The following is a 25,242-nucleotide window of genomic DNA, read 5'->3' on the forward strand; positions in this document are numbered from 1 at the left end:
CGGTTGGGTAGCATCCACCACGGCACACGGGTGGGTACTCTCTCACTCTGGCATCAGGCATTGGCCGGACCGCGAGCGGCCGCTCCCCGAGACGAGAGGTGGCTGGAGGATCATGACCCCGATCTCGACACTGCACGACGAGTTCCGAGGGCGACTCATCGACGCCGGGCTCCTCATCCCCGCCGGATTACCCGGCCTCTACGCCCGGGGAGCCGGGTTCGAGCGCGTCCTGGACGCAGTCGACGGCCTGATCATCCGTGAGGGTGCTGACGCCGGGGAACTGACGCCGGGCGGCAGCGGCTACCAGCTGTACAGGTTTCCGCCGGTGTTCCCGCGAGACCTCTACGAGAAGACCGACTACATCGAGTCGTTCCCGGATCTGACGGGTGTGGTCAATACGTTCACCGGCACGAGTGCTGATCACCGCGCGCTTCTCGCGGACCGTGCGGCCGAACGCCCGTGGGATCATCATCTGTCTCCAGGCGACACGGTGATGGTGTCATCCGCCTGCCATCCTCTGTACGGGACGCTGCCGAACCCGCTCCCCGAGGGCGGAATCGCGGCCGAGGTCAACGGCTACTGCTTCCGGCATGAACCGTCAGCGGACCCCATGCGTATGCAGTCCTTCCGCATGCACGAGTACGTCCGCGTCGGGACGCCGGTGGAGGCCGCTGAATTCCGCACCGCGTGGGTCGACAGGGCCGTACGGCTGCTCGCCGGTCTCGGGCTCGAGGTGGAGGCCGTCGCGGCCAACGACCCGTTCTTCGGCCGTGCGGGCAGACTTCTCGCCAACGAGCAACTCGCCAACGATCTCAAGACGGAGATCGTCGTCCACGTCTACGGCGAGGACCACCCGGCCGATGCCATTGCGTCGTGCAATCTCGCCGAGGACCACTTCGGTCGGAACTTCGGTCTGACCCTCGCCGACGGCTCGGTTGCACACAGCTCGTGTGTCGGGTTCGGACTCGAGCGCATCACGCTGGCATTGCTCGGGGTCCATGGGCTCGATCCGCAGCAGTGGCCCGCGGAGGCCAGGGAGTCCCTGTTCCCGTGAGCAACTCCTCGGCGTCGTTCGCGACCTGGTTCGGCCCACCTGACGCCTCCCTGTTCGGGGTCGTCAATCACCCCGTCGGACGCCACTCCGGCACCGGTGTCGTCGTCGTTCCTTCCCTCGGCATCGAGCAGGTGACCACCTACCGGGGCGCCCGGGCCCTGGCCGAGAAGCTCGCGTGCGCGGGAGTGCCGACGTTGCGCTACGACCATCCCGGAACGGGCTCGTCGACGGGCGATCAGCTCTCGGGGACGGCGTGGGAGGAATGGGAGTCCGGGGTCGTGACGGCGGTCCGGTGGATGCAGGACCGCGGTGTCGGACACGTCGTCGTGATCGGGATTCGAGCCGGCGCACTCATCGCCGCCTCCGCGCTCGCCGACGCGGACCTGCCGAACACGTCCCTGGTGGTCTGGGATCCGCCGCAGTCGGGTCGGCGGTTCCTCCGCGAACAGACAGCCAAGTATCGGCTCACCGTGGGCCAGGATCCCGCTGACCCGGGTGTCTCCACCCTCGGTGGGCACTTCTCCCCGGAAACGGCCGCACGCATCCGGAGAGCGAAGTGGGCCCCAGTGACTCGTGTGGCGATCCTCGCGGCCCGACCCGAGGTGATCGCCGACCCCCAGGTCGACGCGATCGCCGACGACGCCACCGCCACCGTGGAGCTGACCCAGAGCGAGCTCTTCACCGCTCCGCTCGCGTTCATCCACCACGTCCCCGAGCCCGACATCGAGCGGCTGTCGGCCGCCGTCCTCGCCGTCGTCGACCGTGAAGCGGTCATCGGCACGACCAGCGAGGGGGCCGTGTTCGATCCGACGCCGCGCCTCACGGCGATCGTCGCGCGCAGAGCGGACGGAACCGTCGTCGAGGAGGAACTCTCGACGGTCACCGCGAAGGAGCTCCCCCTGACCACCACCCGGGTCGTCGGGGAGCCCGTGCGGGGCGGGATCGTCTTCCAGACCACCGCGAACGAGCCGGCGTGGGGTCCGACACGAGCCTGGGTCGAGGCCGCCCGCGAAAACGCCGGAAACGGGCTGGCCTGCTACAGATTCGACAAGACCGGTGGCGGGGAGGCCGGCGCGATCGAGCCCGGCGGGCTCGCGGTGCTCTATTCCCACGCCTCGCGGGACGATGCCGCCGCCGTGCTCCGCGCGTTGCCCCTGCCGGCGCGGAATCTGCTTCTCGTCGGACTGTGTTCGGGGGCGTGGATGTCAGCCGAATCCGCGATCCGCACGCGGGCCGGCGCGGCGCTTCTGTTTGGGATGATCCAGTGGTCCCGGGTGCGCGAGCCCGTCACGAAGGAGTTCCTCCTCGCGCACGGGTACGACCTCGAGAACCAGGTCCCCCCGGCCACCGAGTCCGGCCGTACGCGACTCAAACCGCTGGCGCGCAGGTTGCTCCCGTATCGGGCGTGGGAGCAGCTCGGACGACGAGGTGTCACCCAGGTGCCGGGTCCCCTTCTGACCGACCTCGACGACGCGGGTGTCCGTACCGTCGTCGCGCTCACCCCCGAGGACGATGAACACTTCACCTTCCAGCGTGGTGACGACGGGCTGAAGCGGCTACGTCGACGCGGCTACACCGGGCGTATCGAACGCATACGCACCCCGCAAGGCGATCACAACCTGTACCGTCCGGACACCCGCCGCTCCGCGGCCCGCCTGATCCGGCGGGAAGCCGACGTGCTGCGCTCGCGCCTCGGACTCTCGGTGACCGACACACCACAGCGCCCGCTGCGCGCGTTGTTCGTCAACGAGAATATCGGCGGACACGCGACCGTCCATCACGCGCTGCGCCGTGCCCTCGCCGAGCGCTCGGATGTCGACGCGGAGTTCCTCGACGCCATGGGCCCCGGCCTCGTCGGACGCATCCTGCGGGCACCGGTCCCCGGGCTCGCCGCGCAGGACCTGGACCTGCAGCCCCTCCGGGGCCAACTGGTTCACTCGTGGGCGGTCAACCGTCGCGTGCGCGACCGACTCCGGCGCGGGGACATCGATGCGGTGCATCTCTACACACAGAACTGCATGCTCGGCGGCGCCCGGATCGTCCGGTCCGTGCCGACCGTCATCACGACGGACAGCACCGGCCTGCTCAACGCCTACAGCATCCCGTACCGCACGCCGACCCGATTCACCGCCGGCTCCAGCCGGGCCATACTGCCCTGGGAGCGGCCGGTTCTGCACGCCGCCCGGCACGTCCTCGCCAACTCCGAGCTCGTGGCCGACTCTCTGACCTCCCCGGGGTACGGGCTCTCCCCCGCGTCCGTCTCCCTCCTGAGGATGGGGATCTGGTCTCCGTACCTGACCACCCCGGTCCCGCACCGGAGCCCCGACCGTCAACCGACGATCGTCTTCGTGGGGACGTCGATGGATCGAAAGGGCGGCTCACTCCTCCTCGATGTGTGGCGCTCATCGTTCCGCGACCGCGCCGACCTCCTGTTGGTCACCCTCGACCCTGTCCCCGAGGAAGCCGGTCTCCGGGTGGTCCGCGATCTCACCCCGGGGGACGACCGGCTCTGGGAGCTCCTGGCCGGCTCGGACATCATGTGCTTCCCGTCCACCATCGATCAGGCGCCCAACGTGGTTCTGGAGGCGTCGGCCGCCGGACTGCCGGTCATCGCCAATCCCGGTGGGGCGATCCCGGAGATGGTTACGGACGGTGAGACGGGCCTTCTGGTCGACGGAGCGGACCGGGATGCGGTGACGCGGGCACTCGACACGCTGGTCTCCGACCCCGTCCTGCGACGTCGGATGGGCGAGTCGGGCCACGCTCGAGTCCGAACGCACTACAGCATCGTCCATTCCGCCGACGCGATCGTCGACGCGCTCCGCCACGCGGTGAATGCGCGAGCCGAGGAGCCGAACCGATGAGTTTCACCCTCGCCTCCGTCGTCGACGACCGGCTCCGGCTCGAATGGCACGCCCTCGCCGAGGACGTCGGAACCCGCTTCGCCTCCCGTCCCTCCTACGGGCTGTCCTGGCACCGCCACCTCGGCCGTGGTCCGCTCCGGGTGGCGACGGTCCATCGCGACGGTCGGTTGGTCGCCCTTGCTCCCCTGCACCAACGCCGACGCCTCGGGGTGCGGGTGTTCCGGCTGCTGGGGCACGGCCTCGGCACCGTCGGTGAAGCCCTGGCGGTCGACGACGAGGCGATGAGGGACCTGGTGGTCGGGCTCGGTACGGCCGGCGGCGTGCTCGAACTGACTCATCTCCCCGCGTCCTCTCCCCTGTTGGCCGCGATCCTGGCGGAAGGTTCCTGGAGGGCGTCGTTCACCCCCGACGATCACTGCCCCGTGATCGACCTTCCCGAGGGCGTTCGTGCCACCGATCTGCGGGGCAGGTCCACGCTCTCTCGTGCCGCCTCCACCCGCCGCAAGCTCGCCAGGGAGGGCAAGGAACTCAGGATCGAGACCGTGCGCACCCGCGAGGAGTTCGACGCACGGTGGCCCGACATCGTGGCCACCGCGGCGTCGGCGCAATCGGATCGCGGCGACGACCGGCTCAACCTGTGCGCGCCGCCCCACGACGCATTCACCAGAGAGTTCCTCCGGCAGGAGGCCGAGAACGGCCATCTACTGCTCTGGGGCGGGACCTTCGGGGGGGACTGGGGTTCCCACTTCGCCACGCTGCGTACCGGCAGCACCGCCGAACTGTGGTTCACCAGGTTCGATCCCGCGCACGGCCGGGCCCGCCCCGGGCACCTGCTCATCGAATCGATCTGTGACCACCACGACGACGTGGGAGTCACCGAGGTGGACCTGTTGATCGGTCGTAGCGGGTACAAGAAGGACTGGCAGACGCGGGAGTACCCCGTCGGCACGCTCGTCGCGATCCCCGCCGGAAACCGGACCGCCCGCGCTCGGATGGCAGCGGCGGACCGTGCCGTCTCGCTACTTCGCAGCCTCGCCGCCAGGATCGCGCCCAGGTGAGCGACGAGGGCGTGGGCACCACGGTTCCGGACGGCGCCATGGCCGCGACCGCGTCGACGCCGTCCCAGAACCGCTCGTTGATCACCAACTCGAGTGCCATGGTCATCAGCCGCATCATCACGGCCGTCTTCGGCTGGGCCGGCACCGTCGTCATCGCGCGCACGCTCTCGCCGGAGGACTGGGGCAAGTACTCGTTCATCTTCGGCCTGCTGGGGATCATGGCTCTGGTCACCGATCTCGGCGTCGGCCGCGTGGTGCTCGCCCGGCTGACAGCTGACGACCATGACGAAGCCCAGCAGGTCGCGGGGTCGTTCATTCTCCTGAGGATCCTGCTCGGGCTCCTCGGGTTCGCGGTCGCGGTCCTCTACGCCTGGGCGACGGGCCTGTCGGTCGCCTTCGTCGCGGTGGTCGCGTTCGCCGCCACCGGCGTGGTCCTCGCAACCCCGTCCAACGCCCTCCTCGTCCTGTACCAGGCCCGTCTGCGATTGGTCCCGCTGGCCCTCTGGGACGTCGTCGCCCAGATCGTCCAGTTCGCCCTCGTCCTCGTCGTCGCCGCGACCGCCCCCGGTCTCGCCTGGTTCGTCGTCCCCTCCGTGGTCAAGGAGGTGGTCGTGCTCGTGGTGCGCGGAGCCGGGGTGCTCCGCGGAAAACTCGGTCCGCGGCCGGTGTTCAGCGCCGGCACGAGGTACTGGCGGGAGATGCTGCGGGAGGCGGTCCCGATCTCCATCGGTTTCGCGTTGATCATGCTGCTGACCAAGGTCGACATCCTGATCCTCCAGCGGTTGGACACCTACGACGCGGTCGGGATGTACGCCATCGGCTACAAGTTCTCGGACCTCGTCATCATCGTGACGGTGACCATCTCGGTACCCTTCACCACCGTCCTGATCAAGGCATGGCCGCACGACGCAGAGACGTTCCGCTGCCGGACCCGGCAGGCGATGGTCGTCGCCGGCGGGCTCGGGGCCCTCGCAGTGATCGGCTTCTGGCCGACCGCCGAGTTCTTCATCGGCCTCCTCTACGGCGAAACCTTCGTCCCGGCGTCCGACGCCGCCCGGTTACTGGTCCTGTCCAGCGCGATCAGCGGCGTGACCAACATAGGGATCGTCGCCCTGGTGGCCACACGCAAGCTGACCGTCTTCCCCTGGGTCGCGGGTGCGGGTGTCCTGCTCAACGTCGGTTTGAACTATCTCGCAATCCCCCACTTCTCGTATGACGGGGCGGCCGCGGCCACTCTCGTCACCGAGACGTTGATGTTCGTCGTCTGCCTCATCGTCGTCCAGAGAAGCCTCCGGATCGAAGGTGTGGTGGCCTGGGGGCCGCTCGTCAGGCAGGTCCTGTTGGCGGCAGCGCTCATCGTGCCCGCCGTCGTCCTGACCGGATACGCCGGACTGCCGTGGCCGCCGGTCATCGTCGCGGCACTGCTGCTGTTCGCCGCGCTCGCCGAGTACAGCGGCTCACTGGAGAACATCCCGTTACTGAGCCGGACCGCCGCGGCGTTCGGTATCGGACGAAAGGACCGATGATGCCTCGCCCGCCCGCAGCTGCCGCGAACCGTGCCGCGACGTCATTCCTCCACGCCGGGCGTTCGGGCGTGGTCCTCGCCTACCACGACATCCTGCCGGACTCCGCCGACGTCTATCAGTACGCCGTCACCGAATCGACCTTCCTGCACCAGCTCGACATCGTCGCGGGCCTGGGTCTACGCCCGGTGACCTTGTCCGAGTTCACCGACCACCTCCTCGCCGGGGACGCCTCCGGTCTCGCGGCGGTCGTATTCGATGACGCGCTCGTCGGCGTCCACAGGTATGCGATGCCCCACCTCGGTGACCGGGGCATCCCCTGGACGCTGCTTCCCGTCACCGATCATCCGGGAGTGCGGCCGCGGTGGTGGTCCGAAGCGGCACGAACGATGTCCCGCGCCGAGATCGGCGAAGCGCTGGAGGCCGGGGCGACGCTGTGCGGGCACACGGCCAATCACGTGTCGCTGCCGGACGTCGCGCCGCGGGTCGCCCTCGATGAGCTCACCCGCTCCCGGAACACCCTGTCAGAGTGGGCGGGATCGGAGGTGCGGGAGCTGTGTTATCCGTTCGGGCACCAGAACGCCGACGTGCGTGCCCTCGCGGCACGAGCCGGCTACCGCGTCGGGTACTCGTTCACCAACGGGCGCAGCCACCCCCGCACCGATCCGTTCGCCCAACCACGGATGGCGATGCATGAAGGGCTCCGCACCAAGGCGTGGCTCACCACCCTGCTACGCCCCCACCTCACGTGGCCGAAGGCCCGTGATCTGCGCGACCACGCCCGGGAGGCAGGACGATGATCGTCGGACTCGCGGTCGCTCTGGCGGTCTGCCTGGGGCTGTTCGCGCTCGCTCTCAGGCGGCCGCAGTGGGGTGTCCTGGCCATCGCGGCCCTGATGCCTCTCCACGGCCTGCTGTTGATTTATCCCGTGACAGTCTCGTTCTGGAAGGAGGCGGCGGTCCTCGCCGTTCTGGTGGCATGCCCCTTCGCGCCACGGGCCCCCCACGGCCGGACGGTGGTCGCCCCGTGGCTGATCCCGTTCGTGGTCCTCGCACCGGTCGGGATCGTCTCCGCGCTGGTCGTGCACGGTGCGCAGGCGTTCTTCCCGCTCAAGATCGCCTTCTTCTACGTTCTTCTCGCGGTGATCGCGGTGATCTTCCCGTTCGACCGGCGTGACAAGGACACGTTCGTCACTGTGCTGATCGTCACCGGGACCATCTCCGCGGTGTACGGGATCTGGCAGCAACTCATCGGTCCGCACGCGCTGGCAGACATGGGCTACGAGTGGAACGAACACATCCGCAGCGCCGGCCCGCTGTTACGGAGTTTCGGCACCTTCAACCAGCCGTTCCCGTTCGGGCTCTTCCTCATGCTGGTGATCATCATCGGCACCTCGGCGGCACTCGCCGAACCCCACCGTCTCCGATCACGACTGTTCATGCTCGCCTTCCCCGTCCTCGGTCTCGGGATGGTCCTGTCCGTGGTGCGGGCGAGCTACATCGGGGTCGTCGTGGGCCTCGTCCTCATCGGCCTACTTCTCTACCGCCGGTTCCTGGGCTGGCTTTTGGTCGGCGCAGTCGTCGGAGGTCTCGTACTCGCAGTGTTCACCGCGATCTTCGGTACCGGTGCGCTCTCGGCCTTCATCTCCAGCAGCAGTCTCGAAGACCGCGGCGGCCACTGGACGACCAATCTCCCGCTCATCGTCACCCAACCGCTCGGTCAGGGACTCGGGACAACCGGCTCCTCGGCCGCGAAGGTCGCGGCGGGCTGGGACCCGGTCGCCCCGCTGTACCAACCCGACAGCAACGTCATCAAGATCCTGCTGGAACTGGGCCCGGTGGGCTTCGTCTGCTATACCGCCATCGTTCTGCTCATGGTGATCCCGTTGCTGCGGATGATGCCGGTCACCGAGGACCCCTTGGAGCGCGGCCTCATCGGAGGGGTTGTCGCCGCGACCCTCGCCGCGTGCGTGGCCGCACTGTTCTCGACCTATCTCGAGATCTTTCCGATGGATGCCTACTTCTGGCTGTTCCCGGCGATCGCGGCCAGCACCACCACGGCGGTACGCGATCGGATCACCGGCCGTCTACGACCCGGCCGGCCGGCGGTGCTGACGACTCACAACACGGAGTCGACCACCGCGGCGATCCGCTCCCGGAAGGTCGCCTCGGAGAAGGCTTCCGCGAACCGAGCCAGTTCCGACCGCGAATAGCGCGAGTCGTCCCAGTCGCGCATCGCTTCGGCGAGCGCAGCGACCACGACGTCGTCGTTGTCGTCGGACCCATTCACGAGCTCACCGCTGACGCCCGGAACGACGGTGTCCAACGCGCCACCCCGACCCAGCGCCAGAACCGGGGTACCGGCGGCGATGGCCTCGACCGGCACGATGCCGAAATCCTCCTCACCGGGCATGATCAGGGCGCGTGCCCCGCGCACGAGATCCCGCATCTCGTCGCGAGGGAGACGGCCCAGGAACTCGACGCCGGGCCCGGACCGCGACACGCACCGCTCCATGTCCCGGCCGTCGCCCACCACGAGCAGCCGGACCCCGGCCCGCACTGCCGCGGCCACCGCCCTGTCGACCCGCTTATAGGGCACGAGCCTGCCCACGGAGATGAAGTAGTCACCCCGGGTGACGTCTCCCGGGGTGAAGTAGGTCGTGTCCACAGGAGGATGGACGACGAGGGCGTCCCTTCCCCACCAGTCGCGGATCCTGTCCCTGACCGCTGAGGAATTGGCGACGACCTCCTGCGGCGCAGGCGACCACCGTGCCTCGTTGGCCTTCGCCCGTGCGGCGAGCAGTCCGAGTGCGGTCCTGCCCGCGACGGCGTCCGTCTCTCCTCGGCGAAAAGCGGGGTCCCAGGCCCACCGGGCCGGGCTGTGGACGTATGCGACCGACGGGACATCGAGTGCTGCGGCAGCGATCGCGAAGGCGTGGTGGCTGATCACCATGGCGTCGGTGTCGGCGGGAGTGATGTCCGCCCTCCGGAGGGCCCACGGCACCATCGGGAGCAGCGGCGCGTAGGAGACGCCACCGACCAGGTCGTAGGCGCGCTGGAGCGGGCCGGTGCTGACCCGTTCCCCGAGGCCTGCCGGGACCCCCTCGGGCCGGGCGAACGGGACGTGGATCCTCGCGTCCGGCCAGGTCCGGGCCATCTGCTCGACCACATGCTCGCTCCCGGCGATATCCGTGAGCCGCTCATGGACCAACGCGACCCGGGGTGTGCGCGAAGAACCCTGCGCACCCGTCGCGCTCAACTCTTCCCCGGTGTTCGGACCGCCACGCGCGCGGGGACCCCGACCTCCGAGAACGTGGCCAATCCGGCCTCTGCGGTCCGACCATCGGTGGAGCGGTCATCCACCACGACCACACCCAGGTCGACGTCCGCGGCGGGCACCTCCCGCCACCACGGATCGTCGTATGGCGCGATCATCAGTCGCCCCGCATCGATACCGTCTCCACTCGGCACCTCGATCGGTTCCGTCCGTCCCAGCACCACGACGGTGCCGCCCGCGGAAAGCACCGCGGAGACCGCGGCCTCGGTCAGAGGCGGGAGCTCATCGGAGGTCGCGGAGTCGACGTCGACGGCCGCGAGGTGACGGTGACCCGCGGCCCTCGCCCAGATCGCGTCAGTACGCCGACCCCTGCGCAGACGTAGCAGTCCGAGGACCAGAACGGCGATCACCGTCGCGGTGATGCCCACGACGAATCCCGTCGAGACCGGAGCCGGCCAGCTCGGTCCGGTGCTGCCGGTCTGGGCGACGATCGTGGCGGTGGGGTAGGCGGTCCGGAGCTGCTCTGCGCCGGCCCGTGCCTCGTAGATGAGAGCGAGGAGATCCGAGGTATCCGCCGTGCGATCGATTCGACGGCGGGCCTCTATCTGCTCGTTGAGCCGGTCGATCTCCTGCTGGGCAGCCTCTGCTACGGGCTCCAGGACCTCTTCACGAGCCTCGTCGGCCCGCAGGTTCATGGCCTCGACCGCGAGATTCCCCATCTTGGCGGCCGCCAGCGGTCCGGAATGCGACCGCGTACTGATCTCCAGCAGACCGGGGATCTTCGAGGTGGTGGCCGCGACCGACGGACGCAGCCCGTACAGCGTCACGGCCTCGCCGACGCCCTCTTCGATGAAGAACCTCGCCCGCTCGTCGGTGACGTACTCGGACATCCCCGCGGCCAGTGCCTCCATGGTCGCAGCGTCCCGCTCGGCGCGACCCGGCGTGGCGACGTTCACGGTGGTCGTCGCCGTGTACTCATCGCGGAACGTGGAGGCGACCACGCCTGCCAGTAGACCGACCGCGATGCCGATCACGAGCGCTACCGGAAGCGATCTCCCCATCGACGACAGGAGCAGGCCCAGGTCGAGCACCGGTGGTCGGTAGTTTCTCCCGGTCCCTACGGACGAAGCTCGCACGTCCGGGCTAGCCGTCTCCATGGATGGGTCCCTCCAGTCGATGCGGTGGCGCCGGGACCGGCACCGGCCGGACATCACAAAGCACCGCGGGATCATATCCCCCGATGGCGTCAGATGAATACTCTTCCACGTTATGGCATCGAGCACAGCCTGGAGCACCCGGTCTGGCGGTAACATGCGCGGCGAACGTCCCGGCAACAGGTGATGCCCGGACCCTGACCAGCATAGGTGCTCATGACCGACACGCTCTCCCCCCGCCTGTCGCTGATTCCCTCACAGACCGGGATGCGCGACGGGCACCTCCAGGATCCTGAGAATTCGGCATACTCGGTCGCCCAGATCGTCTGGTTCGCCGGCGAGGAGCTCTCAGAGCAGATGGTGGTCGACGCCGTGGAGATCGGGGTCAGGGATACGCATTCGATCCTCCTCGTCGCCGGAACCGATGAGAACGGCCAGTGGTACCAGCAACTCGACACCGCGTCCGAGGTTCCCGTTCATCGGGTGGATCTCTCCGCGGAGCCGGATCCGCAGCAGGCGGCCCGAGATCTCGCGTTCCGCGAGGTGCGGCGTGCGCTTCCGATCAGCGGACCCGAACTCCCGTTCAGGTCCTACGTCCTCACACTCGGGCCCACCTCCTTCGCATGGTTCGGGATCTGCCACCACATGTTCATCGACGGGTACGGGGCGACTCTCCTGCGTGCCAGGGTCGGCCAGGTCCTGGGCGCGCTCGCAGCAGGTCAGGCCGTCCCTGACTCCCCCCTGGGAAGCATCACCGACCTGATCGCCGCGACTCCCGAGCCCGATCCCGCCGATCTCGAGTTCTGGAAGGCCCACCTGGACGGAGCGCCGGAGGTCATCAGCTTCGCCGATCGTGTCGCACCGCCGGCCCCGCTCTACGAGATGATCGATTTCCGCGTCCCGCGCTTCACCACTCGGGTCGCCGAGGCCCTCGACGGGGTGAACTGGGCACACGTCGCGGCGGCAGCCGCGATCGCCTACACGTCGGTGATCCTCGAGAGCCCGGCGGTCGTCGTGGGTCTCCCCGTCACCGGCCGATTCACGCCGGAGGAGAAGATGACCCCGTCCCAGTCGATGGGCGCTCTACCGCTGCACCTGCGCGTCGATCACGCGGCCACGATCCCCGACCTCGTCACCGTGTTCCGGAATACGGTTCGCACCACGAAGAACCACCAGCGACAGGCGCCCGATGCCCTTCGCGCCGAACTGCCGGTCGCATGGCGTACCGGGCGGGTCTACGGGCCGATGGTCAACGTCATTCCCTTTGAGATCCCGTCGATGGCGGGAGCACTCGAAACCGGGTTGGAAGTGGTCAGTCACGGCCCCTGCGATGATCTCTCGTTCACCATCACGCCGGCGCCCGGGGACGGGATCCGGACCGAGATGCTGTTCAATCCCTCGATCTATCCCGCCTCGGATCGCGTTCTGCACGCGCAGCGGTTCGCCGACTGGCTGGAGCAGGTGGCCGCACGGCCGGACGCCCCCGTCTCCGACCTGGTCTGCCTCACCGCGGCCGAACAGAGCCTCCACGCCGAGCTCGCCGACACCGCGGGGCCCGACTCTCCCCAACCACTGGAGTGGGGCACGAACTGCACCGTCGCCGATCTCGCCTCGAGCGTCGGCCTCACCGACGTCACGGGAATCGAGGTCCGGTCTGATCTCGGTCGGCCATCCGTCTTCGGGCGACCCGGCCGCGTCGTGTTCCTGACTCCCCGGGGCGCCCGGGAGTCCGACCTGCTGGTCTCACTCGGCCGCGACGGACTCGAATACCGCGGAACTACTGAGGATCGCGTCGTGGTGAACGGCGCCCATGTCGAACTGGACGCCGTGCGCCGGGCCGTCACGCGCGATCCGCGGTATACCGGCGCAGAGGTCACCGCATCCGGACGGCGGATCACCATCCGACCCGCCGGGAAGACGTCCCGCGAAGAGAACGAGGAGATCGCCGCGCGCGTCGCCGAGGTCACGTCGGCGCCGGTCGTGATTCGCTGAGGCGCCATCCGGCACGGGCCCCGGCTCGACTGGGGTCGGAGGGCCTGCCGGCGACCGACGGTCGTGCTCTAAGAAACGGAGCTCAGAGCCGGCTGGTCGCCGAGCTCCGGCATGGGGTTCGCCACCGAGCCGCCGCCGGTGTCTACGCAGTCCCTGATCGCCTCCTGGATCGCTGCCGCCGCAGGCTTAGGTGTTTGATCCCAGTGGTAGATACCGAAATGCGACTCGGGATCGTTTGACGACTCGGCATTGTCGATCAGCGTGTAGATGAAGATCGGGCCGATCGCAGGGTGCGCGGTCGCGAGCTCATACGATTCTGCGATCATCGCGGCCTGCTTCTCGACCGGGACGGTCCTGTCCGCCGCCTCGGGTCGGGTGGGGGCCCCGTACTCGGTGAGCCAGATCTTCTTGTCCCCGTCACCATTGCGGCGCATGAGTTCGACGATGGCGTCCAGCTTCCCGAAAGTGTTCCAGGACGCATCATGCGAGGGCATCTCAGGGTGCGAGTAGGGGTGCATTCCGATGGCATCCGCGTACTGGTTCCCGCCCAGGTCGTAGAACGTCGTGAGGAACCTCACGGGTTCGATCCGGCCACGCAGGTCGTCGGCCGGAGCCAACCCCGCGGAGATCACGGTGGCGGTGGGGTCGGCCGCGTGAATCGCCGGGTACGCGGCCTTGATCAACTCGACATAGTGGCTGACGTCCGGATCGGGCCAGAACCTGGGCAGGTTCGGCTCGTTCCAGATCTCGTAGCCGTCCACGTCATCGCCGTAGCGATCCGCCACGGCCCCTGCGAACCGCGCGTAGTTCGCCGCGAACTGGCGATGGGCGTCGGTGATCTGGCCGGGCCCGGGGACCTGCTGCCAGTCGGGAACCGAATGGACGAGAAGGAGCGGCGTCAAACCCGCGTCGAGGGCATGCCTCATCCGCATATCCAGCGCCGTCCAGTCGTAGCGCCCCGGATTGCTCTCAACCTCCGACCAGTTCGCGTTGATCCGCAACCGTCCCATGCCCAGATCCCGCGTCGTCTCGGTGGCGAGGTCGTAGTCCTCCGACGAGAACACATCCCAGTCCGCGTTGGTGGCCATCCCGATGTTCAGGCACGGCGGCTGATCCCGGAGCGACTCGACGGTTGCGGTGGGCTTGTGCGCCGGGGGCGGGGAATATCCCCACAGGATCCCGGAGACGACCGCGATCGACGACGCCATCGCGACGATCACCGTGCCCCATGAACGAAGTGGGGACACACGACCGGCAGGTCCGGTTCTCATGTATCTCGCTCCCTCTCGGCGTTCCCGCCGGATCGATACGACCGGCCATTCTTCGGACGATCACGCCCCGGCCGATTCGGTGGTGACCGGTTGGCCGAAGGCTGTCGTGTCGACCACTGTGATCATTCCATCACATCGAATCAACCGGAGAGGGCTGTCGCAGAACCGGGAAATGCACCCGGCCCCTAGGATTGTGGCCGTGACAGTCTCCGTTCGCCCCGCGTGCCCCGATGACGTGCCCGCCCTCGCCGACCTCGCTGCACGGACGTTTCCCTTGGCGTGCCCGCCCGGGTTGGCCGCGGCCGCCATCGACGCCTTCGTCGCCGAGAACCTCTGCGAGGCGGCCTTCGCCGAGTACCTCCGGACCCCCGGGCATACGGTGCTGGTCGGGCTCGACAAGGATGGCGAGGTAAGGGCGTATGCGTTGCTCGTCGACGGTACAGGGATGGATCCGGAGTGCGCGTCGGTGCTCACGGGCCTGTCCACGGTCGGGGTGAGCAAGTTCTACGTCGACCCGGCATTGCACGGCCTGGGCGTGGCCGGGGTCCTGCTCGACGCCGCGGTCGCCACAGCGCGGCAGGCCGGTGCGTCGAGTCTCTGGCTAGCGACGAACGTCGACAACGCCCGGGCCCGGGCGTTCTACGTCAGGAACGGCTTCGCCGAGCGCGGGACACGCGTCTTCACCGTCGGCGGCACTGAGAACAACGACGTGGTGTTGGAGAAGCCCCTGTAGGAAGTGGTGTCCGAAAAGCCCGTGCAGGACGGCCCCGTTCAGCCGCCGACAGTGTCGAAACGGGAGAGTGCGAGCAGTCGAGAGGTGGCCCGTAGATACTTCTTCCGGTAACCGCCGGCCACCATTTCGTCAGTGAAGATCGCATCGAGTTTCATCCCGGAGTTTCGTACGGGGATACCGGCGTCGTAGAGACGGTCCGCGAGAACCACCAGTCGTAGCGCGATGGACTGGTCCGGGAGCGGCTTGACCCCGCTCAGACACACGCGGCTGACCCCGTCCACGAGCCGGTTGTACTTGGACGGGTGCAGGGTCGCGAGGTGCTTGCACAGCGCGTCGAAATCGTCCAGGGTCGCTCCCGGTGCCGCCGCGGCATCGGCGGCGAGTGCCTCGTCGGACATCGGCTCGGGAGCCGGCGGCAGGTTGCGGTGCCGGTAGTCCGGGCCGTCGACGCGGATCGAATCGAAGATGCCGGACATCTTGCGGATCTCCCGCATGAAGTCCTTGGCCGCGAACCGGCCCTCCCCCAGCTGTTCGGGAAGGGTGTTGGACGTGGCGGCGACGCTCACGCCGGCAGCGGTCAACTCCGCGAGAAGGCGCGAGACCAGCATCGTGTCACCGGGATCGTCCAGCTCGAACTCGTCGATGCACAGGACGGAATGTCCGGACAGTTCCTCGACCGCCCGGTTGAAACCGAGCGCGCCGACCACATGCGTCAGCTCCACGAACGTTCCGAACGCCTTGGGTGCGGGACAGTCGTGGTAGATCGAGGTCAGCAGGTGGGTCTTGCCCACGCCGAACCCACCGTCGAGGTAGATGCCCGTCCCCTTCACGACCTTCGGACGACGGCCGAAGAACCCCTTCTTGGGCGCCCGACGCGCGGTGACCGTCTCGGCGAACTCGCGACACGCCTTGACCGCCGCGGCCTGCGAGGGCTGGGCCGGGTCGGGGATGTACGAATCGAAACTCACGTCGTCGAACATCGTCGGCGGCACCATCTGGGCCACTAGCTGATCGGCGGGGACCACCGGGGTGACGTCTACGAGGCGGGAGACCATGGGCAGAGCCTATCGTGGGGGAACCCCACGTCAGAATGGAGGACATCCGAGGTGCACAGCACGCGACCCGCCGTGTTCGACGACGACCCCGCGGCCCAGGATGTCCTGTGGCACGCGTTGCATCCCGAGCCAGGCGGCACGGATGTCCGGATTCGTGCGGTGATGATCTCCTCGGTGGACGGAACCACCGCCGTCGACGGACGAAGCGGGCCGCTGGGGACGCCCACCGACCGCCTGGTCTACGACGCGATGCGCGCACGCGCCGACGTCGTGCTGGTCGGCTCCGGAACCGCCCTCGCAGAGGGCTACGGCCCCGCCCGGATCGCGAGTGCCTGGGCGGGCCGTAGGTCACGTCCGGCCCCGCCGGTCCTCGTCGTCACCCGTTCGATTCCCGGCGAGTTGATCGCGCAGTGTTGCTCGGCCGGCGGCGGACTGGAGATCGCGGCCGCCGCCACCACCCCACGGGATCGGGTCGACGCCGCCCGCGAGGCGGGTGTGACGGTCCACGTCATGCCCGACGGGCCCTATGCAGAGGCACTGCGCACACTCCTTCGTGACCTCGGAGCGGGCGAGGTCGCGTTCGAAGGTGGCCCTCGCCTGCTCGGGGAGTTCCTGACACAGGGCCTGGTCGATGAACTCGTGCTCTCGCTGGCACCGGAGGTCGTCGTGGGCGGCCGGGGTCCGGGGCTGGTGAACGCGGACGAGCCCCGGCGCGTGCCGATGCGGGTGGTGACCGCGTTCACATGCCCCCGGGGCGGTCTCTACACCCGGTGGGTCGTCGATCACGCCCCGACGGATGTCGGGCGCACCGACAGCGTTGATCGGACGAACGAGGCGAACGGATGAGGCACACACGAGCGGGTCGACTGGTCACCGCCGGACTGACGGTTCTCTTCCTGGCCGCGACGTCGTGCGCACCGCTGCCGGCCACCGGCCCACGGCTGGCCACCGGCGACGACCCCCGCTCGAACGGCGGGACGGGAACCGACGGCAGCGGCCCACCGGAACGGCCGGAGTGGCTCGCCCCGGAGTCCGAACCCGAGTGGGTGAACTGCGGCGATCGCGGAATCAGCGGGATCCCGGACACAGTGACCGCCCGGTGCGGACTCGCCGGGCAATCACCCTCGATCCGTCTGTCGTCGACTGCCACGCCGGACGACGCGGCACCTCTCGTCGTCGTCGCCGGCCCCGAGACCCCCGCATCGGAGCTGGCTCCCCGCCTGGTCTCCTCCGGTACCGAGTTGGTCGACAGTCGGCCGCTCGTCGTCGTCGACCACCGGGGCCGCACCGACGCCGCAGGCGCGTGTCTGACATTCGCGGCGCGACGGACCCTCGACGGCCTCGCCGATGCCGGGGCCGACCCCGGCTCGCCCGAGCTCCGCGGCGAGCTGGCCGACGCCTCCCAGTCGTGCACGGACGAACTCCAGGGGCGCGAACTCGACTACGGCGCCGTGGGCGCGGCGCAGGACCTCGAGGTACTCCGCCAGCACTGGGACGTGCCGGGTCTGGCGATCCTCGGCATCGGGGCAGGCGCGCAGACCGCGCTGGCCTACTCCTCCACCCACCCCGACAGGTTGTCGCTCCTCGCGCTGGACTCCCCGGCGCCGGACGACGGCGATCAGGAGGGCACCGCCCGGGCCGCCCTCGCCGGATCGGATGCCGCCCTCCGGCTGTGGGCATCCTCGTGCACCCGGCCCGAATGCGGGCCCGGCGACGCCGACCAGAAGGTCGAGGCGGTCTCCGCCGCGCTCGACAGGGCGCAGGAACCCCTCGCTGACATCCCTGCAGCGCTGCTCTCGGACGTTGTCCGCTCCGCGCTGGGCGATCTGTCCGGCGCCTCCGCGCCCGAGCCCTCCGGCGGTGACATCATCCTCGGCGACCTCATCGCCGCCGGGCCCGGAGAAACTCCCGAGAGCGTGCGGGGGCGGGCCGAGACGCTGAGTCGGTCCTCCCTCCCCTACGTCGCCGGCTGTTCCGACCTGTCGCAACGAGTTCCCGTCAGCCGGGTCGACGAACTCGAGGCGGAATGGGCCGACACCCCGCCGTTCGGAGAGATCCTCGCCGCCCAGCTCTCCGCGTGCTCCACCTGGCCCGTCCCGGCCCCGATGCCGCTACAGGTCCCGCCCACGGTTCCGGTTCTCCTGCTGGCGGGTATCGCCGATCCCGTCGCCGGCGCCGCCTACCTCGAACCGACCGCGGGCCGACTCACCGCTGCCGGCGCCACCGAGGTCCGCACCGTCAGCTGGGGGGCTCCCGGTTCAGCGGTGATGCTGCACTCCGGCTGTGCGCGAGAGGCGGTGACGACCTTCCTCGACGACCCGGCGGCAGCCGAGAAATCCACCGCCTGTCCGTCCTGACGAACCGGAGTGCCTCACCCGGGGGCAGGGGCCCGGGCGGTAGCCTCCTCAGCGTGCCGCTGCCCACCCGAAGCTCGACGACCGTGCCCCGCATCCTCGCCAATGTCCTCTGGCCACTGGCGGTCATGACGGTGATCCACCGTGTTCTGATCAGGGCCGTCAACGGCGCGATCACCAACGATTTCGCCACGGTGTACGCCGCCACCCGGCGCTTCCTTGCGGGCGAGCCCGTCTACTCCGAGAACCTGCTCACCGTGCAGCCGCACTACCTGTACGCCCCGAGTGGGACGTTGCTCCTGTCGCCATTCGGGGTGATCGACAACTACACGATCTCCAGGTGGCTGTTCATCCTCATCAACACCGCGGCAATCATCGCCGCATTGTGGCTGCTCATGAGGATGTTCGACCTCGACGTGAAGTCGTTCGCCGCCCCCGCGATCCTCCTCGCGGCGTTCAGCACCGAAGCGGTGACCAACACGCTGGTGTTCACGAACATCAACGGCGTGATCTTCCTCTGCCAGGCCGCGTTCCTGTACCTGTTGCACACGCGGCGTCTCTGGTGGGCAGGTGTCGCGATGGGGCTGTCGCTGGCCGTCAAGCCGATGCTCGCCCCGCTGCTGGTACTGCCGTTGATCCGTAAGCAGTGGCAGCCGTTCGTGGGCGCGCTGGCCATCCCCGCGGCCGCGATGGCGGCGGGATGGGCGCTGACGGTCGACGCCTCCCGGTACCTCGACACCACCATGCCGTACATGGGGCAGGTGCGTGATTACTACAACAGCTCGATCGCCGGTCTCGGCGTCTACTACGGCATTCCCGAGCCGCTGATCCTGGTCGCCCGGATCCTGGTCGTCGCGGCGACCCTGCTCGCGGTGTGGCTGCTGCTGGACTACCGGCACAACAACGAGGTGCTGTGGCTGGCCACCACCTCGGGAGTCGTCCTGGCCGGGGTATTCCTCGTGTCCACGCTCGGCCAGATGTACTACTCCATGATGCTGATCCCGCTCATGCTCACCGTGGTCCTCAAGGGGTCCCTGGTGCGGACCTGGCCCGCCTGGCTGGCGGCGTACGCGTTCTTCTTCCCGGACAACTGGGAGTCCGTGCGCTGGCCCTACTACGGCCGGGTCATGGAGTTCGCGCACCCGACGCTGGGCTGGCTCCTCATCCTCGCCACGATCCTGGTCGTGCTCCTGTGGCGCCGCGCGGCCCCGGGCCGGCACGAGCGGATCGCACCCGCCGCCACGTCGGCGTAGCCTGCGGTCATGAGCGAGTCCACCGATACCAACGCCCCGCAGCCGAACTTCACCCTCGACGACGCCGAGTGGCGCCGCCGGCTGACCCCCGACGAGTATCAGGTCCTGCGCCGGGCGGGCACCGAGCGGCCCTTCACCGGCGAGTACAACGACACCAAGACCGAGGGCGTCTACCGCTGCCGCGGCTGCGGCGCCGAACTGTTCCGTAGCGAGGGCAAGTTCGAGTCCAGCTGCGGTTGGCCGTCGTTCTTCACCCCGCTCGCCGGCGACTCGGTGATCGAGCGCGTCGACGACTCCATGGGGATGCGCCGGATCGAGGTGCTGTGCGCGAACTGCCACGGCCATCTCGGGCACGTCTTCGAGGGCGAGGGCTACCCCACCCCGACCGACCTGCGCTACTGCATCAATTCCCTCAGCCTGACGCTCGAGCCGACACAGAACTGATCCGCGCCCGCGCGACCGGAGACGAGCAGAGCCCGCCGGGGTCGATCCCCGGCGGGCTCTGCTCGTCTCCCCTGCAGGAGTCAGGGCATCGTGGTGGCGAGCTTCTCGGCGGTCACGCGCGGCCCGGTGAAGAACGGGATCTCCTCGCGCACGTGGCGCCGGGCCTCGGTGGCGCGCATCTCGCGCATGAGGTCGACGATCCTGTCGAGCGCGGGTGCCTCGAACGCCAGCAGCCATTCGTAGTCACCCAGCGTGAACGCGGGGACGGTATTGGCGCGCACATCCGGGAACTCCCGGGCGGCGCGGCCGTGGGCGGCGAGGATCTGGCGCCGCTCCTCGTCCGGCAGCAGGTACCACTCGTAGGAGCGGACGAACGGGTACACCGAGATGAACGCACCGGGCTCCTCCTCCGCGAGGAACGCCGGGATATGGCTCTTGTTGAACTCCGCCGGGCGGTGCAGGGCCGTGTTGGACCAGAACGCGGTGCTGGCCTTACCCAGCAGGGTGGTGCGGCGGAACTCGTTGTAGAACCCCTGGAGGTCCTCGATGTGCTCGGCGTGGGTCCAGATCATGAAGTCGGCCTCGGCGCGCAGGCCGGAGACGTCGTACATCCCGCGGACCACGACGTCGGTGTCCTCGTACCCGGCGAGGAACTTCTCGAGATCCGCGGCCACCGCGGCCCGGTCCTCCCCGAGCTGCCCCGGCGTCACGGTGAAGACCGAGAACATCAGGTAGCGAAGAGTCGAGTTAAGCTTGGAGTAGTCAAGGCGTGCCATGGCTCAATCCTGCCACTTCCCGGCCAACCGGCGGGCCGCGACCCGGGCCGACCCCACGCAGGAGGGCACCCCGACCCCCTCGGTCGCACCGCCGACGAGCTCGACTCCGGGGAGGTCCTCGACGAGACGGCCGCGGATGCCGGCGATCAGCGCATCGTGACCCGGGCCGATCTCGGCGAGGGCGTTGTCCCAGCGGCGCACCCGCGAGTGCAGGACGGTGGGGGTCGATCCGCACACCCCGGCCAGCGCGGAGACCGCCATCCTGACCAGTGTGAGGTCGTCCGTTGCGAGTATCTCGTCGTCGTCGAGCCTGCCGAAGGACACCCGCACCAGATGGCCGCGCCGGTCGTCCAGGTGTGGCCACTTACGGCTCGAGAACGTCATCGCCTTGAACGGCACGGGTTCGTCGGTGGCGACGAGCACCCCGGATCGTTCGGGCAGGTCGAGGGAGCGGTCGACCTCGAGCGCCACCACCGCCGAGGAGGCGGTGCGGATCCCCGACAGCGCCCGCACCGCGTCGTCGACTCCCCCGGCCGCGGTGAGGAGCGGTGCGGCGAGCGGGACCGGGACCGCGACGACGACGAGGTCGGCCTCATGCGTCCACGGACCACGATCGTCGGAGCCGACCAGCGCGTATCCCCCGCTGTCCCGTCGGATCGCGGTGCACCGCGCCCCGGTCACCACCCGCGCCCGGGACGCACGGACGAGCGCGTCCACGAGGACGCGGTAGCCACCGGACAGGGTGGCGAACACCGGGCCGGGGGTGCGGTGCGCGGTGAGATCCCTGGCCGCCGCGGTGAGGTTGGGCGCCCCGCGGTCCAGCGCGTCGGCCAGGCCGGGCACCACCTGGCGCAGCCCCAACCCCACGCTGGGCGCGGCGTACACGCCACCCAGCATCGGGTCGACCAGACGGGCCACCACCGCGGCACCGAAGCGGTCGGCGACCAACCTGCCCAGGGCGACGTCCCCGCCGGGGGCCCAGTCGAGAGGCAGCTCCGGCTCCCGCGCCGCCCGCTCCACGTCCGCCGGCCGGAGCACCCCGGACAGTGTCGACGCATCGGAGGGCAGACCCATCAGCGTGCCGGCCGGCATCGGGACGAGACGGCCGCCGGTGAGGATGGCGGGACCGAGGGTCCCGGGATGCCGCAGTTCGTGTGTCAGACCGAGTTCGGCGACGAGCTCCGAGGCCTCCGGGCGCCTGCCGATGAACGCCTCGGCACCGAGCTCCATGGGGCCGGACGGGAAGTCGGCCGTATCCAGGCAGCCACCGGGCACCGGCGACGCCTCGAACACCGTGACCCGGGCGCCCGGGAGGTCCCGGGACAGTTGATAGGCGGCCGTCAGCCCACTGAGGCCGCCACCCACCACGGCGACGCGTGGGGCCGCCATTACTCGGCGGTCAGCTCGTGGACGAGCTCCACGACGTGGGTCACCGCCGTCGGGTCCGTGCTCGGTAGGACCCCGTGTCCGAGGTTGAACACGTGGCCGCGTGCGCCGGCCTCCCGCGCACGTCGTCCCTCGGCCACGATGCGCGTGACCTCGGCGTCGAGGGCGGAGCGATCGGCGAACAGCATCGCCGGGTCGAGGTTTCCCTGGAGGACCTTGCCCGGCACGCGGGTGGCGGCGTCATCGAGCGGGATCCGCCAGTCCACGCCCACGACCTCCGGGCCCGCCTCGCCCATAGCGCCGAGCAGTTCGCCGGTGCCCACGCCGAAGTGGGTGCGCGGGACGCTCGAGACCACGTCATCGGCGAAGATCCGGGTGGAGTGCGGCAGCACCAGTGAACGGTAGTCGCGCTGCGTGAGCGCACCGGCCCAGGAGTCGAACAGCTGGACCGCGTCCACGCCGGCGCCCACCTGGGCACGCAGGAAGACCGTCGTGAGGTCGGCGATCCTGGACATGAGATCGTTCCAGAGGTCCGGACGCGAGTACATGAGCGACTTGGTGTGCTCGTGGTTACGGCTCGGCCCCCCTTCGATCAGGTAGGACGCGAGCGTGAACGGGGCGCCGGCGAACCCGATGAGCGCGACACCCGGGTCCAACTCGCCGATGATGAGGCGGACCGCCTCCTCGATCTTCTCCAGCCGGTCCGGGGTCAGTTCGGGGAACGCCGCGATGCCCGCCTCGTCGCGGATCGGCTCCGCCACCACCGGGCCCACGCCCGGGACGATGTCGATGTCCACACCGGCCGCGGCGAGCGGAATCACGATGTCAGAGAAGAAGATCGCGGCGTCCACGCCGTGACGACGCACCGGCTGGAGCGTGATCTCACACGTCATCGCCGGATCGAAGCACGCCTCGAGCATGCTCGAGGTGCCGCGCACCTGCTTGTACTCGGGCAGCGATCGCCCCGCCTGGCGCATGAACCACACCGGCGTGTGGGGGCCGCCCTTGCCGGTCACCTCGTCGAGATAGGGGCCGGTCCCCGGGCGGCGGCCGATGGTCGCGGCGCTGGTCGGGGCGTCGCCAGAGGGAGAGGTCGAGGGCATATCGGAGTTCAACACGCCCTCCATGGTCCCATGAATGGGCCGAGGAGGGCGGCCAGCCCACCCCGATGGCTGACGGCGCGCCTCCGGAGCACGCCGCCGGGCGGTGACTAGCGTGACGCCCTGTGAGTACATCGGTCAATGACGGCGAGCCGGAGGTCTTCCAGGAGGCGGTCGAGTCCCTGTCGCGGCTCGAGGTGCGCCCCGAGATCTCGGTCGGGCCGATCCGCCCCCCTCAGCGGCTGGCGCCGTACAGCCACGCACTGGGCGTCGAGATCATCCCGCCCTCCGGAGACGACGTCCCGGAGTTCTCCGACGGTGACGCGTTCGGCCGTCTGATCCTCCTCCACGACCCGTCCGGCGACGACGCCTGGAACGGCACCCTCCGGCTGGTGGCCTACATCCAGGCCGACATGGAGGCCGCGCTCGCCGGGGACCCGCTCCTGCCGCAGGTCGCATGGAGCTGGCTGACCGAGGCGCTCGACGAGGAGGCGGGACCGTATACGGCGCTGGGCGGTACCGTCACCAGCACCGCGTCGGTCCGCTACGGCGATATCGCGGGCCCTCCCCAGGCACACCAGCTGGAACTCCGGGCCTCGTGGACGGCGCTCGAAGCAGACCTCACCGGCCATGCGTCCGCCTTCTGCAAGACTCTGGCCCTCGCAGCCGGTCTGCCTCCCGTCGGCGTGACGTCGCTGCATCGTCGCGCGTGAGTGTCCGCCGCAGGGGTGAGACCCCGCCGGGAGCGGCGCCGCCGCCGGCCGAGTACGAGTTCGTCGACGACGACGCGGGACTCGATGTGGTCGCGGGGGCGCTGAGTGCGTCGTCCGGCCCGGTGGCGGTGGACGTCGAACGGGCCTCCGGGATCAGATACTCCGAACGCGCGTTCCTGCTCCAACTCCGACCCGCCGACGGGCCCGCACTCCTCGTCGACCCCGAGACCCCGGGCCGCACCGTCGGTCCGCTCGCCGATCTCCTGTCCGACCGCCCGCTGTTGCTGCACGCGGCGAGCCAGGATCTGCCCTCTCTGCGCGAGCTCGGGATCATCCCCTCGTCGTTGGCCGACACCGAGCTCGCCGGGCGTTTCCTCGGAACCGAGCGGGTCAACCTCGGCGCGATGATCTCCGAACATCTCGGCATCGGTCTGGCCAAGGCACATTCGGCCGCCGACTGGTCCCGTCGACCACTTCCCGCGTCCTGGCTCGACTACGCGGCCTACGACGTGCTCTTCCTCCACGAACTGGCGGACGCAGTCCTGCCACGTCTCGATGATCTCGGTCGGCGCGACTGGTACGAGGCGGAGTGCCGCTATCTCGTCGAATCCGAACCTGCACCCGCCGCACCCGAGCCGTGGCGTCGCCTGTCGCGGCTCACCTCGCTCCGGGATGTGCGCCAGCTCGCGCGGGCGCGGGAGCTGTGGATGGCTCGGGACCGCATCGCCGAGGACCGGGACATCGCCCCCAAGCGACTCCTACCCGACGCCGCGATCGTCGAGGCCGCGCGCATCGGCCCGGCCAGCAGATCAGCTCTGCTCGCGATCGACGGTTTCGACGGGCCACACCGTCGGAGGATGGCCGGTGACTGGCTGGAGGCCCTCGAATGGGCCGAGGGGCTCGGTCGTGCGGACCTCCCGACCCGTCAGGGACCCCGCGGCGAGCACCCGCCCCACGCGTCCTGGAAGCGTAACGAACCGGAGGCCGCCACTCTGCTCGAGCTGGCCCGCGCCCGGATCGGTGAACTCGGCGACGAGCTCGGACTGGAGGCCGGCCTGCTGTTGAAGCCCGCCACGCTGCGACTGTGGGTGTGGCGGGCCGCCACCACTCGTCCCGGGGACGACGGCGAGCTACTGGACGAGGTCCTCCGGGGCGAGGAGGCCCGGGACTGGCAGCGCGTACTCACCTCCGCGCCCCTGCTCGAGGCTGTTCGGGAGTTCCGGGCGACGAGCTGAC

The 25,242-nt window shown here is 69.4% G+C and carries 21 protein-coding genes; 14 read left to right on the forward strand and 7 right to left on the reverse strand.

Annotation, left to right across the window (positions count from 1 at the left end):
- The first annotated feature begins 112 nt into the window (after nt 1-112).
- Genes ACWGLC_RS05655 through ACWGLC_RS05680 form a run of 6 tightly spaced genes read left to right on the forward strand, consistent with a single transcriptional unit; the run spans nt 113 to nt 8,711 of the window.
- Nucleotides 113-1,054, forward strand: coding sequence for an amino acid--[acyl-carrier-protein] ligase (locus ACWGLC_RS05655; RefSeq protein ID WP_452098961.1), 942 nt, complete (start codon nt 113-115; stop codon nt 1,052-1,054).
- A complete protein-coding gene (locus ACWGLC_RS05660; RefSeq protein WP_452098962.1) occupies nt 1,051-3,918 on the forward strand; it encodes a glycosyltransferase in 2,868 nt (955 codons plus the stop codon). Before ACWGLC_RS05655 ends, ACWGLC_RS05660 begins: the two co-directional genes overlap by 4 nt.
- Nucleotides 3,915-4,976, forward strand: a complete 1,062-nt coding sequence (locus ACWGLC_RS05665) for a GNAT family N-acetyltransferase (protein WP_452098963.1) — start codon at nt 3,915-3,917, stop codon at nt 4,974-4,976. The genes ACWGLC_RS05660 and ACWGLC_RS05665 overlap by 4 nt, the downstream gene beginning before the upstream one ends.
- A complete protein-coding gene (locus ACWGLC_RS05670) occupies nt 4,973-6,502 on the forward strand; it encodes a flippase (protein ID WP_452098964.1) in 1,530 nt (509 codons plus the stop codon). The genes ACWGLC_RS05665 and ACWGLC_RS05670 overlap by 4 nt, the downstream gene beginning before the upstream one ends.
- Entirely contained in the window at nt 6,502-7,299 is a 798-nt protein-coding gene (locus ACWGLC_RS05675; protein WP_452098965.1) for a polysaccharide deacetylase family protein, read from the forward strand. The genes ACWGLC_RS05670 and ACWGLC_RS05675 overlap by 1 nt, the downstream gene beginning before the upstream one ends.
- Nucleotides 7,296-8,711: an O-antigen ligase family protein gene (locus tag ACWGLC_RS05680; protein WP_452098966.1), complete on the forward strand. Its 1,416-nt coding sequence runs from the start codon at nt 7,296-7,298 to the stop codon at nt 8,709-8,711. The genes ACWGLC_RS05675 and ACWGLC_RS05680 overlap by 4 nt, the downstream gene beginning before the upstream one ends.
- On the opposite strand, the gene ACWGLC_RS05685 is transcribed toward ACWGLC_RS05680, so the two are convergent.
- Nucleotides 8,618-9,757 carry a glycosyltransferase gene (locus ACWGLC_RS05685; protein ID WP_452098967.1) on the reverse strand — a complete coding sequence of 380 codons (1,140 nt, stop codon included), beginning with the start codon at nt 9,755-9,757 and terminating at the stop codon, nt 8,618-8,620. The genes ACWGLC_RS05680 and ACWGLC_RS05685 overlap by 94 nt on opposite strands.
- A complete protein-coding gene (locus tag ACWGLC_RS05690; RefSeq protein WP_452098968.1) occupies nt 9,754-10,866 on the reverse strand; it encodes a hypothetical protein in 1,113 nt (370 codons plus the stop codon). Before ACWGLC_RS05690 ends, ACWGLC_RS05685 begins: the two co-directional genes overlap by 4 nt.
- Nucleotides 10,867-11,145: 279 nt before the next feature.
- On the opposite strand from ACWGLC_RS05690, the gene ACWGLC_RS05695 reads away from it, so the two are divergent.
- Nucleotides 11,146-12,921, forward strand: coding sequence for a condensation domain-containing protein (locus tag ACWGLC_RS05695; RefSeq protein ID WP_452098969.1), 1,776 nt, complete (start codon nt 11,146-11,148; stop codon nt 12,919-12,921).
- A gap of 68 nt (nt 12,922-12,989) precedes the next feature.
- Here the strand turns inward: ACWGLC_RS05695 and ACWGLC_RS05700 are convergent, their stop codons facing one another.
- On the reverse strand, nt 12,990-14,192 hold the full coding sequence (locus ACWGLC_RS05700) for a cellulase family glycosylhydrolase (RefSeq protein WP_452098970.1): 1,203 nt from the start codon (nt 14,190-14,192) through the stop codon (nt 12,990-12,992).
- Between the two features lie 199 nt (nt 14,193-14,391).
- On the opposite strand from ACWGLC_RS05700, the gene ACWGLC_RS05705 reads away from it, so the two are divergent.
- Nucleotides 14,392-14,925: an N-acetyltransferase family protein gene (locus ACWGLC_RS05705; RefSeq protein ID WP_452098971.1), complete on the forward strand. Its 534-nt coding sequence runs from the start codon at nt 14,392-14,394 to the stop codon at nt 14,923-14,925.
- 38 nt (nt 14,926-14,963) lie between these two features.
- Here ACWGLC_RS05705 and zapE read toward each other — a convergent pair whose 3' ends face one another.
- Nucleotides 14,964-15,980, reverse strand: a complete 1,017-nt coding sequence (gene zapE / locus ACWGLC_RS05710; protein WP_452098972.1) for a cell division protein ZapE — start codon at nt 15,978-15,980, stop codon at nt 14,964-14,966.
- A 51-nt stretch (nt 15,981-16,031) separates the two neighbouring features.
- Between zapE and ACWGLC_RS05715 the strand changes: the two genes are divergently transcribed.
- The 4 genes from ACWGLC_RS05715 to msrB are packed head-to-tail and all read left to right on the forward strand — an operon-like array spanning nt 16,032 to nt 20,031.
- Complete coding sequence (locus ACWGLC_RS05715; RefSeq protein WP_452098973.1) at nt 16,032-16,826, forward strand: dihydrofolate reductase family protein; 795 nt, start codon at nt 16,032-16,034, stop codon at nt 16,824-16,826.
- Entirely contained in the window at nt 16,823-18,337 is a 1,515-nt protein-coding gene (locus tag ACWGLC_RS05720) for an alpha/beta hydrolase (RefSeq protein ID WP_452098974.1), read from the forward strand. The genes ACWGLC_RS05715 and ACWGLC_RS05720 overlap by 4 nt, the downstream gene beginning before the upstream one ends.
- A gap of 53 nt (nt 18,338-18,390) precedes the next feature.
- A complete protein-coding gene (locus ACWGLC_RS05725; protein WP_452098975.1) occupies nt 18,391-19,587 on the forward strand; it encodes a glycosyltransferase family 87 protein in 1,197 nt (398 codons plus the stop codon).
- A gap of 9 nt (nt 19,588-19,596) precedes the next feature.
- Nucleotides 19,597-20,031: a peptide-methionine (R)-S-oxide reductase MsrB gene (gene msrB, locus ACWGLC_RS05730; RefSeq protein ID WP_452098976.1), complete on the forward strand. Its 435-nt coding sequence runs from the start codon at nt 19,597-19,599 to the stop codon at nt 20,029-20,031.
- A gap of 80 nt (nt 20,032-20,111) precedes the next feature.
- Here msrB and hemQ read toward each other — a convergent pair whose 3' ends face one another.
- Genes hemQ through hemE form a run of 3 tightly spaced genes read right to left on the reverse strand, consistent with a single transcriptional unit; the run spans nt 20,112 to nt 23,296 of the window.
- The gene (gene hemQ / locus ACWGLC_RS05735; RefSeq protein ID WP_230928835.1) at nt 20,112-20,807 is read right to left on the reverse strand and encodes a hydrogen peroxide-dependent heme synthase; all 696 of its coding nucleotides are present in this window, start codon (nt 20,805-20,807) and stop codon (nt 20,112-20,114) included.
- Nucleotides 20,808-20,810: 3 nt separating this feature from the next.
- On the reverse strand, nt 20,811-22,196 hold the full coding sequence (gene hemG / locus ACWGLC_RS05740) for a protoporphyrinogen oxidase (RefSeq protein WP_452098977.1): 1,386 nt from the start codon (nt 22,194-22,196) through the stop codon (nt 20,811-20,813).
- On the reverse strand, nt 22,196-23,296 hold the full coding sequence (gene hemE, locus ACWGLC_RS05745) for a uroporphyrinogen decarboxylase (protein ID WP_452099067.1): 1,101 nt from the start codon (nt 23,294-23,296) through the stop codon (nt 22,196-22,198). Before hemE ends, hemG begins: the two co-directional genes overlap by 1 nt.
- 122 nt (nt 23,297-23,418) lie before the next feature.
- Here hemE and ACWGLC_RS05750 point away from each other — a divergent pair, with 122 nt between their 5' ends.
- Both ACWGLC_RS05750 and ACWGLC_RS05755 read left to right on the forward strand, forming a co-directional pair.
- Nucleotides 23,419-24,006 (forward strand): DUF3000 domain-containing protein, encoded by a 588-nt coding sequence (locus ACWGLC_RS05750; RefSeq protein WP_452098978.1) that lies wholly within the window; start codon nt 23,419-23,421, stop codon nt 24,004-24,006.
- Nucleotides 24,003-25,241, forward strand: a complete 1,239-nt coding sequence (locus ACWGLC_RS05755) for an HRDC domain-containing protein (RefSeq protein ID WP_452098979.1) — start codon at nt 24,003-24,005, stop codon at nt 25,239-25,241. Before ACWGLC_RS05750 ends, ACWGLC_RS05755 begins: the two co-directional genes overlap by 4 nt.
- Nucleotide 25,242 lies beyond the last annotated feature (1 nt).

The sequence above is a fragment of the Dietzia sp. NPDC055877 genome, assembly GCF_053615975.1.

Excerpts from the sequence above, each read along its gene's own strand:
- ACWGLC_RS05655 (WP_452098961.1), top strand. The coding sequence starts at position 113 with ATGACCCCGATCTCGACACTGCACGACGAGTTCCGAGGGCGACTCATC.
- ACWGLC_RS05665 (WP_452098963.1), top strand. The coding sequence starts at position 3,915 with ATGAGTTTCACCCTCGCCTCCGTCGTCGACGACCGGCTCCGGCTCGAA.
- ACWGLC_RS05675 (WP_452098965.1), top strand. The coding sequence starts at position 6,502 with ATGCCTCGCCCGCCCGCAGCTGCCGCGAACCGTGCCGCGACGTCATTC.
- ACWGLC_RS05680 (WP_452098966.1), top strand. The coding sequence starts at position 7,296 with ATGATCGTCGGACTCGCGGTCGCTCTGGCGGTCTGCCTGGGGCTGTTC.
- ACWGLC_RS05695 (WP_452098969.1), top strand. The coding sequence starts at position 11,146 with ATGACCGACACGCTCTCCCCCCGCCTGTCGCTGATTCCCTCACAGACC.
- ACWGLC_RS05700 (WP_452098970.1), bottom strand. The coding sequence starts at position 14,192 with ATGAGAACCGGACCTGCCGGTCGTGTGTCCCCACTTCGTTCATGGGGC.
- zapE (WP_452098972.1), bottom strand. The coding sequence starts at position 15,980 with ATGGTCTCCCGCCTCGTAGACGTCACCCCGGTGGTCCCCGCCGATCAG.
- ACWGLC_RS05720 (WP_452098974.1), top strand. The coding sequence starts at position 16,823 with ATGAGGCACACACGAGCGGGTCGACTGGTCACCGCCGGACTGACGGTT.
- msrB (WP_452098976.1), top strand. The coding sequence starts at position 19,597 with ATGAGCGAGTCCACCGATACCAACGCCCCGCAGCCGAACTTCACCCTC.
- hemQ (WP_230928835.1), bottom strand. The coding sequence starts at position 20,807 with ATGGCACGCCTTGACTACTCCAAGCTTAACTCGACTCTTCGCTACCTG.
- hemG (WP_452098977.1), bottom strand. The coding sequence starts at position 22,196 with ATGGCGGCCCCACGCGTCGCCGTGGTGGGTGGCGGCCTCAGTGGGCTG.
- hemE (WP_452099067.1), bottom strand. The coding sequence starts at position 23,296 with ATGCCCTCGACCTCTCCCTCTGGCGACGCCCCGACCAGCGCCGCGACC.